Annotated in this window: 9 protein-coding genes and 4 pseudogenes; 10 read left to right on the top strand and 3 right to left on the bottom strand. The window is 73.2% G+C overall.

The window, feature by feature from the left end; translation table 11 throughout:
- The first annotated feature begins 207 nt into the window (after window positions 1-207).
- The 9 genes and pseudogenes from IPK37_08580 to IPK37_08540 all read left to right on the top strand — a co-directional run bounded on the left by IPK37_08580 (window position 208) and on the right by IPK37_08540 (window position 9621).
- A complete protein-coding gene (locus IPK37_08580) occupies window positions 208-921 on the top strand; it encodes a response regulator transcription factor (protein QQS02345.1) in 714 nt (237 codons plus the stop codon).
- Between the two features lie 74 nt (window positions 922-995).
- Window positions 996-1964 (top strand): ABC transporter ATP-binding protein, encoded by a 969-nt coding sequence (locus IPK37_08575; GenBank protein ID QQS02344.1) that lies wholly within the window; start codon window positions 996-998, stop codon window positions 1962-1964.
- Window positions 1965-2135: 171 nt separating this feature from the next.
- Window positions 2136-2627, top strand: a pseudogene (locus IPK37_08570) (ABC transporter permease).
- A pseudogene (locus IPK37_08565) lies at window positions 2587-3200 on the top strand (response regulator transcription factor). The pseudogenes IPK37_08570 and IPK37_08565 overlap by 41 nt, the downstream one beginning before the upstream one ends.
- Window positions 3201-3292: 92 nt before the next feature.
- Window positions 3293-4166, top strand: a pseudogene (locus tag IPK37_08560) (trypsin-like serine protease).
- Between the two features lie 99 nt (window positions 4167-4265).
- The gene (locus IPK37_08555; protein ID QQS02343.1) at window positions 4266-5492 is read left to right on the top strand and encodes a sensor histidine kinase; all 1227 of its coding nucleotides are present in this window, start codon (window positions 4266-4268) and stop codon (window positions 5490-5492) included.
- Window positions 5489-6172 carry a response regulator transcription factor gene (locus IPK37_08550; protein ID QQS02342.1) on the top strand — a complete coding sequence of 228 codons (684 nt, stop codon included), beginning with the start codon at window positions 5489-5491 and terminating at the stop codon, window positions 6170-6172. Before IPK37_08555 ends, IPK37_08550 begins: the two co-directional genes overlap by 4 nt.
- Before the next feature lie 166 nt (window positions 6173-6338).
- Window positions 6339-7124: an ABC transporter ATP-binding protein gene (locus IPK37_08545; protein QQS02341.1), complete on the top strand. Its 786-nt coding sequence runs from the start codon at window positions 6339-6341 to the stop codon at window positions 7122-7124.
- Window positions 7125-7128: 4 nt separating this feature from the next.
- The gene (locus IPK37_08540) at window positions 7129-9621 is read left to right on the top strand and encodes an ABC transporter permease (GenBank protein QQS02340.1); all 2493 of its coding nucleotides are present in this window, start codon (window positions 7129-7131) and stop codon (window positions 9619-9621) included.
- Between the two features lie 49 nt (window positions 9622-9670).
- Here IPK37_08540 and IPK37_08535 read toward each other — a convergent pair whose 3' ends face one another.
- Window positions 9671-10189, bottom strand: coding sequence for a type 1 glutamine amidotransferase (locus IPK37_08535; GenBank protein ID QQS02339.1), 519 nt, complete (start codon window positions 10187-10189; stop codon window positions 9671-9673).
- 141 nt (window positions 10190-10330) lie between these two features.
- Here IPK37_08535 and pyrE point away from each other — a divergent pair.
- A pseudogene (gene pyrE / locus IPK37_08530) lies at window positions 10331-10871 on the top strand (orotate phosphoribosyltransferase).
- 15 nt (window positions 10872-10886) lie between these two features.
- On the opposite strand, the gene IPK37_08525 reads toward pyrE, so the two are convergent.
- Together IPK37_08525 and IPK37_08520 are read right to left on the bottom strand one after the other, a co-directional pair.
- Window positions 10887-12005, bottom strand: a complete 1119-nt coding sequence (locus IPK37_08525) for an HlyC/CorC family transporter (GenBank protein QQS02338.1) — start codon at window positions 12003-12005, stop codon at window positions 10887-10889.
- Window positions 12002-13369 (bottom strand): HlyC/CorC family transporter, encoded by a 1368-nt coding sequence (locus IPK37_08520; GenBank protein QQS02337.1) that lies wholly within the window; start codon window positions 13367-13369, stop codon window positions 12002-12004. The genes IPK37_08525 and IPK37_08520 overlap by 4 nt, the downstream gene beginning before the upstream one ends.
- Window positions 13370-13517: the final 148 nt, after the last annotated feature.

Here is a 13517-nt window from a genome sequence, read left to right as displayed (position 1 = left end):
AACGCGTCGACCGCCTCGACCCCATGCGGAGCAGCCGAGGCGGGGGACGCGACGAGGGAGCCGATGAGCAGGGCGGCCACGCCCGCGGCCGACAGTCGGGGACGCAAAAGATACTCCTGAGGGGGAAGAGGTAACGGTGGGGGGGCTGAAGCGACGACAATGCCTTCCTAGCGAGGTTAACCCAGCGCCGCGAGAACGGATATCCCCATGTCGCCCATCCGGGTGGTCATCGTCGACGACCAACAGCTCATGCTCCAGGCCCTGAAGGTCTTCGTGTCCGCGGCGCAGGACATGACGGTCGTCGGTGTGGCTCACAACGGGGTCGAGGCCATCGAGATATGTGCGCAGCTCAGGCCGGATGTCGTCCTGATGGACCTGCAGATGCCGGTTCTCAACGGCATCGACGCGACGCGCCGGGTCACGGCGACGCAGCCGGATGTGAAAGTGATTGCCGTCACGACGTTCGCCGGCCCCGAGGCGGTGGTGCCCGCGTTGCGGGCCGGTGCGGCCGGCTACCTCATCAAGGACAGCGAACCGGAGCTGTTGGTGCAGTCGATCCGCGACGTGGTGGAGGGGCGCAACGTCCTGTCCCCGTCGGTGACGGCCGCGCTGGTGGAGTCCGTTCGGGCTCAAAGCGGCGCACCGGGGGCGGCCCCTCGCGAGGTCGCCCCGGATGGCCTGGTCGCGTCCTTGACCGAACGCGAGTTCGAGGTGTTGCAGCTGCTGGCGGAGGGCCTGTCCAACGCGGAGATGGCCAGCGAGCTCTACATCACCGAGTCCGCGGTCAAGTCCCGGGTCAGCCAGCTCACGCAGAAGCTCTCGGTCGAGAGTCGGGTCCAGGTGCTCGTCCGCGCCTGCGAGCTGGGCCTGGTCCGACCCCGGCTGCGGCGCCCCCCGGCGAGTGCGGAGGACGGCTCCTGACATGACGGATGTCAGGGGTAGGTCGTGACATCGGAGTGAGGGTCGCGGGCCGCCGCGGCGGGATCGTCGGACCCATGACGACGATCCACTCCACCAGGCGCCCGACCGGCGCCCCCGGCGAGACCCCCGCCAGCCACGGCGTACCGGCGATCGCCCTCTCCGGACTCGTGCGCGACTTCGGCGCCGTACGGGCCGTCGACGGCATCGACCTGACCGTACGACCCGGCGAGGTCATCGCCTTCCTCGGCCCGAACGGCGCCGGCAAGACCACGACCATCGACGCGATCCTCGGCCTCGGCGCCCCCGACGCCGGCACCGTCGAGGTCTTCGGGATGGCCCCCCGCCGCGCGGCGCAGCGGGGCCTCGTGGCCGCGGTGATGCAGACCGGCGGGCTGCTGCCCGACCTCACGGTGCTGGACACCGTCGAGCTGACCGCGAGCCTGTTCAGCCAATCGATCGCGGCCGCGGACGCGCTCGACCGCGCCGGGATCGCCGACCTCGCCCGCCGCCGGGTCGCGAAGTGCTCCGGCGGCGAGCAGCAGCGGTTGCGCTTCGCAATGGCGCTGGTCAGCGACCCCGCGCTGCTCATCCTCGATGAGCCCACCACGGGCATGGATGTCGAGGGGCGGCGGCGGTTCTGGTCGTCCATCCACGCCGACGCCGAGCGCGGCCGGACCGTCCTGTTCGCGACGCACTACCTGGAGGAGGCGGACGAGTACGCCGACCGGATCGTGCTCATGGCCCGCGGGCGCATCGTCGCCGACGGGACGGTGGCGCAGATCCGGGCGACCGTTGGGGGCCGCACCGTGCGCGCGGCGCTCACCGCGCCGGACCCGCACGAGGGCATGACGACCGTACGGCGGGTGCTTGCCGGCCTCGACGTCAGCGGGCTCGACGTCCGGGGGTCGACCCTCCTGGTAACCACCGGCGACTCCGACGCGGTGGCCTACGCCCTGCTGCGGGACGGACTCGCCCGCGACACGGAGGTCACCACGCGTGGCCTCGACGACGCCTTCCTCGCCCTGACTGGAGATGCCCGATGATCACCATGACCACCATGACCACCGACCAGCTCCCACCGGCGGCCGCGGCCGGGACGACGTACGACGTCAGCCGCCGCACCCCGGGGCGAAGCGGCCTCAACCCCACCCTGCTGCGCATCGAGGCGCGGCGCGTGCTGCGCAAACCGCGGCGGGCTCATCTTCGCCGTCCTCATGCCGGTGTTCTTCTTCCTGATGTGGGGTCGCAACAGCGCGTATGCCGACATCCCCTACGGCCGCGGGACGGTGGGCGCGAACGTCATGACGGGGATGGCGCTGTACGGCGCCCTGGTATCGACGATGTCGGCCGGGGTCGCCGTGTCGCTGGAGCGCGCCAGCGGTTGGAGCCGCCAGCTGCGGCTGACCCCGCTGTCGCCCACGGCGTACATCGCCCTGAAGGCCCTCGCCGGGATGGTGACCGGGGCCATCTCGGTCGGGGCGGTCTATGCGGTGGGCCTCGCCACCGGCGTGCGGATGCCCGCCGAGCTGTGGCTCGCGACGGGCCTCGTGACCTGGCTCGGCTCGGCGGTGTTCGCGGCGTTCGGGCTGTTCATGGGCTATCTGTTCGTGTCCGACAACGCGATGAAGATCATCGGCCCGTCCATGGCCCTGATGGCGTTCCTCGGTGGCCTGTTCATGCCGCTGGACCAGATGGCCGACATCGTGCGCGCTCGCGGCGCTGCTCTCGCTGGAGTCCGACCTGGAGGTGGTCGGCCAGGTGGGCCGGGGCGACGAGGTGGTCGCGGCCTGCCGCGCCTGCACGCCACCGCCCGACATCGTCCTCATGGACGTGGACATGCCCGGGATGGATGGGCTGGCCGCGACGGCCGAGCTGCGCCGGGCGCTGCCCGCGGTGAAGTGCTGATCGTGACGACGTTCGGGCGGCCGGGGTTCCTGAAACGGGCCATGGCTAGCGGGGCGAATGGGTTCGTGGTCAAGGACACCCCGGCGGACGAGCTGGCCGAGGCGGTCCGGCGGATCATGGCCGGACTGCGCGTCGTGGACCCGGCGCTCGCAGCGGACAGTCTGGTGCTGGGCGACTCGCCGCTGACACCGCGGGAGGCCGAGGTGCTGCAGGCCGCGGCGGACGGCGCCACGGTGGCGGTCATCGCGCGGCGCGTGCACCTGTCCGAGGGAACGGTCCGCAACCACCTGTCCGCGGCCATGGGCAAGACCGCCACGGGCACCCGCGCCGAGGCGGTCCGGGTCGCCGTCGCCAACGGCTGGGTCCTCGGCTGACTTTTCGCATTCCGCTTGACGAGCCCGGCGCCCGGCGGCGGGATGGGCCATCCCCTGTCCTGGCAGATGATCCGGAGGACTCCGTGCACTCCTTGCGACGTACCACCGCCGCGTTCGCCCTCACCGCAGGCCTGGTGGGCGCCAGCGCCCTCAGCGCCACCGCCATCACCGGCGGCGAACCGGACGGCAATACTCACCCGAACGTCGGGCTCATTGTCTTCTACGAGGGGGGCGCCCGATACCGCTGCACCGCCAGCCTCGTGAGCCCCACCGTGCTGCTCACGGCCGCCCACTGCACGGCGGGCACCACCGGCAAGACCGCGGTCACCTTCGATAGCGTGATCGCCGAGCAGCCGCCGTCGCCGCTGCCCAAGGCGGCCGACGCCAACGCGGGCTACACCGCCGCGGAAATCGAGGCGGGCGGCTACCTGGCCGGCACGTCGCACGCCCACCCGAACTACTCCGACTTCACGGACCGCGCCAACTGGAACGACGTGGGCGTGGTCGTGCTCGACAAGCCCGTCAACATCGCGCCGGTCAAGCTGGCCCCCGTCGGGTACCTCGACCAGTTCACCCCGAACACGCTCGCCAAGCAGCTCTTCGAGATCGTCGGGCTACGGCACCGAGGTGCGTAAGCCCGACTCCGGGCCGCAGAAGCCGCAGCCGATGTCGTACCCGCTGATCCGGCGCTACGCCTTCGCCCCCGGGCAGAAGCTGACCCCGCAGATCCTTCAGGTCAACGGCAACCCGAACGACCACAAGGGGACCGGCGGCTCCTGCTTCGGCGACTCCGGCGGGCCGACGTTCCACAGCCCCACCAACACGCACAGCTCGGGCGAGGTGCAGGTGACCGTCACGAGCTACGGCTACACGGACAACTGCCGCTACCTCGACGGCCTGCAGCGCGTCGACATCCCGGTGGTCCAGAACTGGCTGGCGACGTTCGGCGTCTACCCCGCGCGCTGATCCGGCCCCGTCCCTCCCGAGTCGTGGCGCTCGGGAAATGCCCGATGAAAGCCCGACGGGCTGACGCGCCCAGCGGTCGCCGCGACCTAGCCTGGGCGGGTGAGGCTGCGCGACATCCCGGACTGGTTCACCCGCCACCCCATGGCGGGCGATGCCTTTTGGGCGCTGGTCGTCATGCCGCTGCTGCTCATCGGCGCCAGCGGTGACGGCAACTCGCCCGTCCAGGGCGCCGCCGGCCTGCCGCTGGCGGCCGCGATCCTCGTGCCGATGCTGTGGCGCCGCCGGCACCCCGACGTCTTGGCCGCGTGCGCGGTGCTGGTCCACCTGTTCCTGCTGCTGACCATGGACCACTTCAGCGCCCTAAGCGTGGTGGTGCCCATCGTGCTGTACGCCGTGGCCGCCTACAGCAAGCACCGCTGGTACCGCGTCTGGCTCGGCATCGCGATCTTCGGGGCCCTCGCCGCCGGGCCGCGATGGAGCACGACCATGCTCGAGCTGCCCCAGCGCATCGTCGGCCTCATCTTCACGACGATGTTCTGCCTGGCGGTCGTGGCCGCCGCGTGGGTCAGCGGCGAGTTGGCCAGGCAGCGCCGCCACAACGTCGAGGCCCTGCGCGAGCGGGCCGACGCCCTCGAACGGGAGCGGGACCAGCGCACCAGGCTGGCCGCGCAGGAGGAACGGTCCCGGATTGCCCGGGAGATGCACGACATCGTGGCCCACAACCTGTCCGTGATCGTCGTGCAGGCGGACGGGGCGAAGTACGCCGCCACCCACGGTGCCGACCCCGAGCGGCGCGCCGCCACGGCCGCGCAGGCGTTGGACACGATCGCGCAGACCGCCCGGGACGCGCTGGCCGAGACGCGGCGCCTCGTCGGGGTGCTGCGGTCGGACGGGGCCGAGACGGAGTACGCGCCCCAGGCCAGCCTCGCCCAACTCCCCGAGCTGGTCGCACGGATGAACCACGCCGGGCTCCCCACGACGTACGACGAATTCGGCGACCCCGCAGCCCATCCCCCGCTCGCGCAGGGCGCCGAGATGGCCGCCTACCGGGTCGTGCAGGAGGCGCTCACCAACGTCGTCAAGCACGCCGGGCACGGCGTACCGGTGGCCGTCACCCTCGAGCACCGCCCCGACGGGATCGCCCTCGCCGTCCGCGACGAGGGGCCGGGCTCCGGCGGGAATGCCACCGGCGACGGCCACGGGCACGGGCTGGTCGGGATGCGGGAGCGGATCACGACGTACGGCGGCACGCTCACCGCCCGTGACAGGATGGCGGGCGGCTTCGAGGTCTTGGCCACGATCCCAGCACGGGAGGAGACGCGGTGAGCGAGACGATCCGGCTGCTACTGGCTGACGACCAGGCGCTGGTGCGGGCGGGGTTCCGGATGGTGCTCGACGCCCAGGACGACATGACCGTGGTCGGGGAGGTCGGGGACGGGGCGGCGGCGGTCGCGTACGTCGAGGCGGCCGACCCGCCCGCCGACGTCGTGCTGATGGACATCCGGATGCCGGTCATGGACGGCGTGGAGGCGACCCGTCGCATCGTGGCCGCCGGGGCGCTCGCGAAGGTCCTCGTGTTGACCACGTTCGACCTGGACGAATACGTGTTCGCCTCGCTCAAGGCCGGGGCCTCGGGGTTCCTGCTCAAGGACGCCGGGCCGGAGGAGCTGCTCACCGCGATCCGGGCGGTGCACAGCGGCGACGCGGTGGTGGCCCCGAGCGCGACCAAGCGCCTGCTGGAACGGTTCGTCCCGACGCTGCCCGCCGACGTGAGCGCGCTGCGTAGCCCCGACGAGCGGCTCGCCGCGCTGACGGATCGCGAGCGCGAGGTCCTCACCGCGGTGGGTCGGGGCCTGACCAACGCCGAGATCGCGGCCACGCTATTCCTGGCCGAGGCGACGGTGAAGACCCACATCGGGCACATCCTCGCCAAGCTCAACCTGCGCGACCGGGTGCAGATGGTGGTGCTGGCGTACGACACCGGCCTGGTCCAGCCCGCCCGCTGACGCGCCCACCGACAGACAGCCGCTGCCGCGGCATACGACCCCGCCCGCGGACCCGGCGTACGACTGCAGTCGTACCCCCGGGATCATTCCGCCGCCCGATCCGGCCGTAGCCGCCCGCTCCGTAGCGTCGTGACCAGCTCGAACGCCACGACCCTCGGAGGGAACCATGCTGGGCACGCCACATCAGACGGCGCCGGACGCGATCGGCTCGGCGCGGACGACGCGCACGTACGCCGTCCGCACCCAGGACCTCACCAAGACCTACGGCACCGGCTCCACCGCGGTCACGGCGCTGGACGCGGTGTCCGTCGACCTGGTCGCGGGGGCCTTCACGGCCATCATGGGCCCGTCGGGTTCGGGCAAGTCGACCCTGATGCACGTCGCGGCCGGGCTCGACGACGCCACCAGCGGCCGCGCCTGGATCGGGGACGTCGAGCTCACCGCGCTGAGCGACGACGCCCTCACCCGCCTGCGCCGCGACCGCGTCGGCTTCGTGTTCCAGGCGTTCAACCTCATGCCCACGCTCGACGCCCGCGCGAACATCCTGCTGCCGCTGAAACTCGCGGGCCGACGCCCGGACCCGGCGTGGTTCGACCAGGTCGTCTCGGTCCTGGGCGTCGGCGACCGGCTCACCCACCGACCCGCCGAGCTGTCCGGCGGCCAGCAACAGCGGGTCGCGATCGCCCGCGCGCTGGTCGCGCGGCCGGACGTGATCTTCGCCGACGAGCCCACCGGCGCCCTCGACTCGGCCTCGGGCCACGCGATCCTCGACTTCCTGGCCCGCAGCGTGGCCGAGCTGGGCCAGACCGTCGTCATGGTCACCCATGACGCCACCGCGGCGGGGTATGCCGACCGCGTCCTCACCCTCGGCGACGGCCGCGTGGTGGCCGACACCAGCACCCGCGACGCCGGTGGGGGCGTTCGCGCGGGCGCCCGTCGAATCGGGGGCTGAGGCCATGCTCACCCAGCCCAGGCGGCTGATCTCCGCCGCCGTCGCCGTACTGCTCGGCGTCGCCTTCGTCGCCGCCGCCCTCGGCATCGGCGGCGCCCTGCGCGCCACCATTGAACGCGCGGCCGGCGCCTCGGTCGGCGACGCCGCCGTCGTCGTCACCCCGCAGCCTGCTGGCGCGGGCGGGTCGGGCGATGCGGTCCCCGGCTCGTACGTCGAGTCCCTGCGCACCGTCCAAGGCGTCGCCGACGTCCGGCCGCTCGTCAACACGGTGCTGCCGCAGGAACTCTCGGGGCAGGTGGCCCCCGCCGCCGCCCAATCGATCCCGGACCCGGCGAGCGGCGGCGGCACGCTGCGCTCGGGCCGCCTGCCCGCCGCGCCCGGGGAGGTGGCCGTCAACCCCGCCATGGCCGAGACCCGCCGGGTGGCGATCGGCCAGGAGCTGCGGTTCCAGGCGCCGCCCGCCAGCGGTCAGGCCCAGGCCCAGACCGCGGCCCCGTCGAGCCGCCCCGCGCGCGTCGTGGGGATCATCCAGCCGGGACCGGGCGCGGACCGGGCGGGCCTGCCCACCGTGTACGGCGCCAACGCCGACCTGCTCGCCTGGGCGGGACGGCCTGCGGCGGGCGCGTACGACGACGTGCTGGTCTCCGCCGCGCCCGGCGCCGACCCCGCCGCCCTCGTCGCCGCCGCCCGAGCGCTCCCTGGGGCGTCGGCGGTGACCGTGCGCACCGGACCGGACGAGATCGCCGCCCGCGTGTCGGACATGGACCGGGACAGCGGCGCGATCACGGGCCTGTTCCTCGCGTTCGCGGCCATCTCCGTGCTGGTCAGCTCGCTCGTCATCGCCAACACGTTCGCGATCGTCGTGGCCCAGCAGGTCCGGGCGCTGGCGCTGCTGCGCTGCGTGGGGGCGACCCGTCGGCAGGTGTTCCGGGGCGTCCTGCGCGACGCGTGGCTGATGTCGCTGGCCGCCAGCGCGGCCGGGTTGGCGCTCGGGTACGCCGTCGTCGCCCTGCTCGTCCGGTTGTCCCAGGGCACCGCGATGCCGCTGGCCGGGGTGGCCGTGACGCCCGCAGGCGTCGCCGTACCGCTCCTCGTCGGCGTCCTCGTCACCCTCGCCGCGGCCGCGGTGCCGGCCCGCCGCGCGACCGGCGTGGCCCCGCTGGCGGCCCTCCGCCCGGAGGTCGGGCTGGGGGAAACGCGGCGCGCGGGGATGGTCCGTACGGCGTTCGGGGCCGTGCTCACGCTCCTCGGCACGGGCGCTCTCGTCCTCGGCGCGATGCACCACCAGCTGCTCCTCGGGCTGGCCGGCGGCGCGGCGTCCCTGGTGGGGATCGTGCTGCTGGGGCAGCTCCTCACCCCCGCCCTGGCCCGTGCTCTCGGGGTCCTGCCGGCTCGGGCCGCCGGACTCCCGGGCCGGCTCGCCGTCGACAACGCCCGGCGCAATCCCGCGCGCGCCGCCGCCACCGCCAGCGCCCTGTTCGTCGGCGTCACTCTGATCACGCTGATGAGCGTGGGCGCGGCCAGCGCACAGCGGTCGGTCACCGCGGAACTGGACCGGCACATGCCGATCGATGCCGTGGTGCACGCCCCGGCCGGGCTGACCGACCAGGCCCGCGACAAGGTGGCCCGCACCCAGGGCGTCGCCGCCGTCGGGCACGCCCAGACCGCGCAGGTCGCCATGGCGTCGGGCGGTCGCCGGCTGTCCGAGTCGACCCTGCTCGGACTGGGCGAGGGGACCGCGGCGACGGTGCGGTCCCAGGCCTTCGCCGGGGTCACCGACGGCGTCCTGCTCCTGGGCGAGCAGGCCGGCGTCGCCGACGGAGCGACCGTCACGCTGGGAGACGCGGGGCGCACCGTCGAGGTTCGCGCCCTCGTCCGCGGCGACGCCTCCCCGGTGACGACGCTGGCCACGCTGCAGCGGGCGCTCGGGGACCGGCCGGCCACGCCGGCGGCGGAGCAGTACTGGGTCCGCTTCGCCGACGGCGTCGACCAGGTCGCGGCCACCGAGCGGATCCGGGAGGCAGTCGCGGGGCAGAGAGGCGTCCAGGTGGACGGCGCCGCGGCGCAGCGGGCGGAGCTGGATCAGGTGTTGGCCGTGCTCCTGTACGTCGTCACCGGGCTCCTCGGCGTCGCCGTGGTCATCGCGCTGGTCGGGGTGGGCAACACCCTGGGCCTGTCGGTGCTGGAGCGGACGCGGGAGAACGGCCTGCTGCGCGCGCTTGGGGTCACCCGCCGCCAGGTGCGCGGCATGCTCGGGATCGAGGCGCTGGTGCTCGCGGCGGTGGGCACGGTGCTGGGGATCGCGTGCGGGATCGGGTACGGCGTCGCGGGCTCGCACGCCCTGCTCGGGCGCAGCCTGGACGTGCTGGTCGCCGTGCCGTGGGACCGGTTGGCCCTGGTCGCCGGGGTGGCGCTGGCGGCCGGCTGGCTCGCGTCGGTGGTCCCGGGGCGGCGCGCGGCCAAGGTGCCGCCGAGCGCGGCCCTGGCCACGGAATAGGCGTCACGGACTCCCATTCCGTGGCCGGCGCCGGCCGGGTCAGCCGCGGTCAGCCGCCGAGGGCGCTCACCAGGGCTCGGTTGAACGCGGGCAGGTCGTCGGGTACCCGCGACGAGATCAGGTTGCCGTCGACGTGCACCTCCTCGTCGACGTAGCTCGCGCCGGCATTTCGTACGTCGTCGCGGATCTTGTTCACGGCCGTCAGCGTGCGGCCTTTGAGCACCTCGGCGGAGATCAGCAGCTGCGGGCCGTGGCAGATCGAGCCCACCGGCCTGCCGGACTCGACGAAGCGCCGGGTAAAGGCCACCGCGTCGTCGTCGATCCGCAGCGTCTCGGGGGAGCCGCCGCCGGGGATGACGAGCAGGTCGTACGCGCCCGGGTCGGCCCCCGCGATGGTGGCGGTCGCCTCGACGGTGGCGCCCTTCTTGCCCTTGACGGTGCCGGTCTTCAGGCCGAGCACGGTGACCTCGACGCCGGCCGCCTGCAGCTCCTCGATCGGGCTGGTGGCCTCGGAGTCCTCGAAGTTGTCGGCGACAACCACGGCCGCCTTCTTGCCGTTCGCGCTCATCGCGTGCGGCCTCCTCTGCTGCTGGGATCGGATGAATCGGACCAAGCGCCAGTCAAACACGCCCCGCCCGCCCCGGCATCTCGCACCCCCACCGTCCAGCGAAGCGCCACGACAGCGCTCGACCGTGCCACCCTGGACGCCGTGGACCGCCTCGCGCTCGCCCGGGAGATCGACTCCGTATGCCGTCTGACCGGCTCGTTCACGCTGCGGTCGGGGCAACACGCCAGCGAGTACTTCGACAAGTACCTCTTCGAGTCCCAACCCGCCCTGCTGCGGGCCGTGGCGGAGGCCATGGTGCCGCTCGTCCCGGCGACGACAGAGCTCCTGGGTGGCCTCGAGCTGGGCGGCGTCCCGCTCGCCACCATGCTCAGCTCCCTCATGGGGCTACCCGCGGTGTTCGTGCGGAAGCAGGCCAAGGACTACGGGACTCGCCGGCTGGCCGAGGGCGCCGACGTGACCGCCCGGCACGTCACCCTCGTCGAGGACGTCATCACCACCGGGGGCGCGGTCCGGGCCGCGGCGTACGCCCTGCGCGACCTCGGCGCGACCGTCGACGTCGTCGTCTGCGGTATCGACCCGCAGCACTGCGGGGGAGGAACCGCTGCGCGACGCCGACCTGTCGGTCCGGGCGGCGCTCACGAAGGCCGACCTCGATCTGGCTCGCACCGCGGCCTTGGGCTGATCACGGCGGCTGGCGTCAGCGGCGCTCTGCGGCAATGTGGCCCACCAGTCGGCCGAGCACGTCCTCCAGGGCCACGATGCCAAGCAGCTCCCCGCGATCGGCATCGACCCCCGCGGGCCGTTCGTCCATGCCGAGCCCCACCCGGCGTACCTGCGCGACGTGCACCTGCGTCTCCTGCATCGCCTCCAACAGAGTCCGCAGGGTGGCGTCGACGGCGACGGCGGGCAGCGGTCGTACGGCGTCGCGGGTCAGCGGCTCATCAAGGGCCGACGGGTCCGCCGTGATGACGTCCTTGAGGTGCACGTACCCGAGGAACTCCGCCGGCCGGCCCGCCGCCGCATCCGTCGGCCCCGCCGCATCCCCCGGCCCGCCGAGCACCGGCAGGCGCGAGTACCCCGCCTGCGCCGCGATCGCCTCGATCTCCCCCCGGCTCTGGCCGAGCCGCACGCACGTGACGTCCGGGAGCGGGATGAGGACCGCGGCCACGGTGTCCTCGTCGAACGACAGCGCCCCGGCGAGCAGCGCCTTCTCCTTGTCGTCGAGCAGCCCCTCCTCGGCCGCGTCGTCGACCATGGCCTGCACCTCGGCCCGGGTGAACGCGCTGGCCACCTCGTCGCGGGGTTGGACCCGAATCGCGCGCAGGCACGCGTTGGCGATCCAGTTCAGCGCCACCACGAACGGCTTGAGCACCTTGGTCACCGCCACGAGCGGGGGCGCCAACCACAGCGCGACCCGGTCCGGCCCCGCGAGCGCAATGTTCTTGGGGATCATCTCGCCGACGACGACGTGCAGATACACGACGATGGCCAGGGCGAGGGCGAACGCGACCGGATGAACCAGGCCGGCGGGCACCCCGAGCGCGGCGAACGGCACCTCCAGCAGGTGCGCCAGGGCCGGTTCGGCGACCGCGCCCAGCCCCAGGGAAGCCAGCGTGATCCCCAGCTGGCACGTCGCGAGCATCAGCGAGACCTGCTCCATCGCCGAGATGACGATCTTGGCGGGCCGGTACCCGGCGTACGCCTTCGGTTCGATCGCGCTGCGCCGCGCGGAGATGACCGCGAACTCCGCCCCCACGAAGAACGCGTTGAGGAGCAACAAGAGTACGGCGACGCCGAGGAGGGTCAGGTCGCTCATGACGGCCCAGCCCCCTCGTCGAGGACCGCGCCCACGTCCACGCGCACCCGGTCCACGCGCAGCCCGTCCAGCGCCGCCACGGTGAGGGTCACGGGATAGCGGCGCCGCTCCTCGTCATGCGCCACCACCTCGACCGAGTCCCCCACCGCGGCCAGGCGATTCAGGCGGTCCACGAGGAGCCCTGCGACGGTCTCGTACTCCTCGTCCTCCGGCAGCAGCACCCCGGTGACCTCCTCGACCTCGTCGGGGCGCAGCAACCCGGAGACCTCCCAGGTCCCCGGTTCGCTCTCGCGGGGGGCGACCGGGGTGTCGTGCTCGTCCTCCAGCTCGCCGGTGATCTCCTCGACAAGGTCCTCCAGGGTGACTAGGCCGTCGACGCCGCCGTACTCGTCGATGACCACGGCCAGTTGTTGCGCCCCGTCGCGGAGTTCGGCGAGCAGCGCGTCGAGGTCGATCGAGGCCGGCACGAACACCGGCGGCGCCATCACCGCGGCCACGGGCGTGGCCGCCCGATCGGCGGCGGGGGTCCGTAGCACCTGGCGGGTGGCGACGACGCCGACCACGCGGTCCTGCTCGGGGTCGAGCACGGGGAACCGCGCGTGCCCCGTGGCGTGGATGTGGTCGACGACGTCCGCCACCGTGTCGGTGAGCTGGACGAAGTCGACGCGGGTCCGGGGCGTCATCACGTCGCTGGCCCGGCGCCGCCCGAACTCGATGCTGCGCTGCACCAGCTCCGCGGTGTCCTCGGCCAGCGTCCCCTCGCTGGCCGAGCGCGCCACGAGGAAGTGCAGCTCCTCCGGCCCCCGCGCACCCTCCAGCTCCTCGGTCGGCTCGATGTTCAAGGCCCGCAGCGCGCGGTTGGCGGAGCCGTTGAGCAACGCGATCATCGGCTTGGTCGCGGTGGTGAAGGCCCGCATGGGCCGCTGGACGGCGCGGGCGGTTCGCTCGGGCAGGGCGATCGCGAGGTTCTTCGGGACGAGTTCGCCGAACACCATGGTCAGGGCGGTGGCCAGCAGCATCGCCAGGGTCAGCGAGATCGCCGTGGCGGCGGACCCCTCGATCCCCGCCGCCGTCAGCCCGGGGGCGATCAACGCGGCGAGCGCCGGCTCGGAGAGGAAGCCGATGGCGAGGTTCGTGATGGTGATCCCGAGCTGAGCGCCGGAGAGCTGCGTCGACAGGGAGGTCAGCGCGGCGAGGATGCCGCGAGCGCCGCGATCGCCGCCGTCCCCGTCACCACCCGCGCCGGCCGCGCGCCGTTCGATGTGGTTTCGGTCGACGGTGAGGAAGGCGAACTCCGCCGCGACGAAGACGCCACACGCCGCGATGAGCAGCAGGGACAACAGGAGCAGCAGCAGCTCGGTCATGGCTCCGGAGGGGATGGGCCCGCGCGGCGGATACGCGGGCTCGGTGCGGGAATCCTACGCGAGCCCAACGTGGCAGCCCCTGCTGCGTTCCCCGCGCACGCTGGATTGTTGAGAGGCTGCCGCTCCATTTCCACATCGGGGCGCCGCC

Origin of the sequence: Austwickia sp., from assembly GCA_016699675.1 — a bacterium.
In the GTDB taxonomy this organism is placed as follows: domain Bacteria; phylum Actinomycetota; class Actinomycetes; order Actinomycetales; family Dermatophilaceae; genus Austwickia.
The sequence above is the reverse complement of the archived record's forward strand: the minus strand, read 5'-3'. Positions and strand labels throughout refer to the sequence as shown.

What these genes read in the sequence shown, in the direction of transcription:
- IPK37_08580 (QQS02345.1), top strand. Translation starts at nt 208, where the DNA reads ATGTCGCCCATCCGGGTGGTCATCGTCGACGACCAACAGCTCATGCTC.
- IPK37_08575 (QQS02344.1), top strand. Translation starts at nt 996, where the DNA reads ATGACGACGATCCACTCCACCAGGCGCCCGACCGGCGCCCCCGGCGAG.
- IPK37_08545 (QQS02341.1), top strand. Translation starts at nt 6,339, where the DNA reads ATGCTGGGCACGCCACATCAGACGGCGCCGGACGCGATCGGCTCGGCG.
- IPK37_08540 (QQS02340.1), top strand. Translation starts at nt 7,129, where the DNA reads ATGCTCACCCAGCCCAGGCGGCTGATCTCCGCCGCCGTCGCCGTACTG.
- IPK37_08535 (QQS02339.1), bottom strand. Translation starts at nt 10,189, where the DNA reads ATGAGCGCGAACGGCAAGAAGGCGGCCGTGGTTGTCGCCGACAACTTC.
- IPK37_08525 (QQS02338.1), bottom strand. Translation starts at nt 12,005, where the DNA reads ATGAGCGACCTGACCCTCCTCGGCGTCGCCGTACTCTTGTTGCTCCTC.
- IPK37_08520 (QQS02337.1), bottom strand. Translation starts at nt 13,369, where the DNA reads ATGACCGAGCTGCTGCTGCTCCTGTTGTCCCTGCTGCTCATCGCGGCG.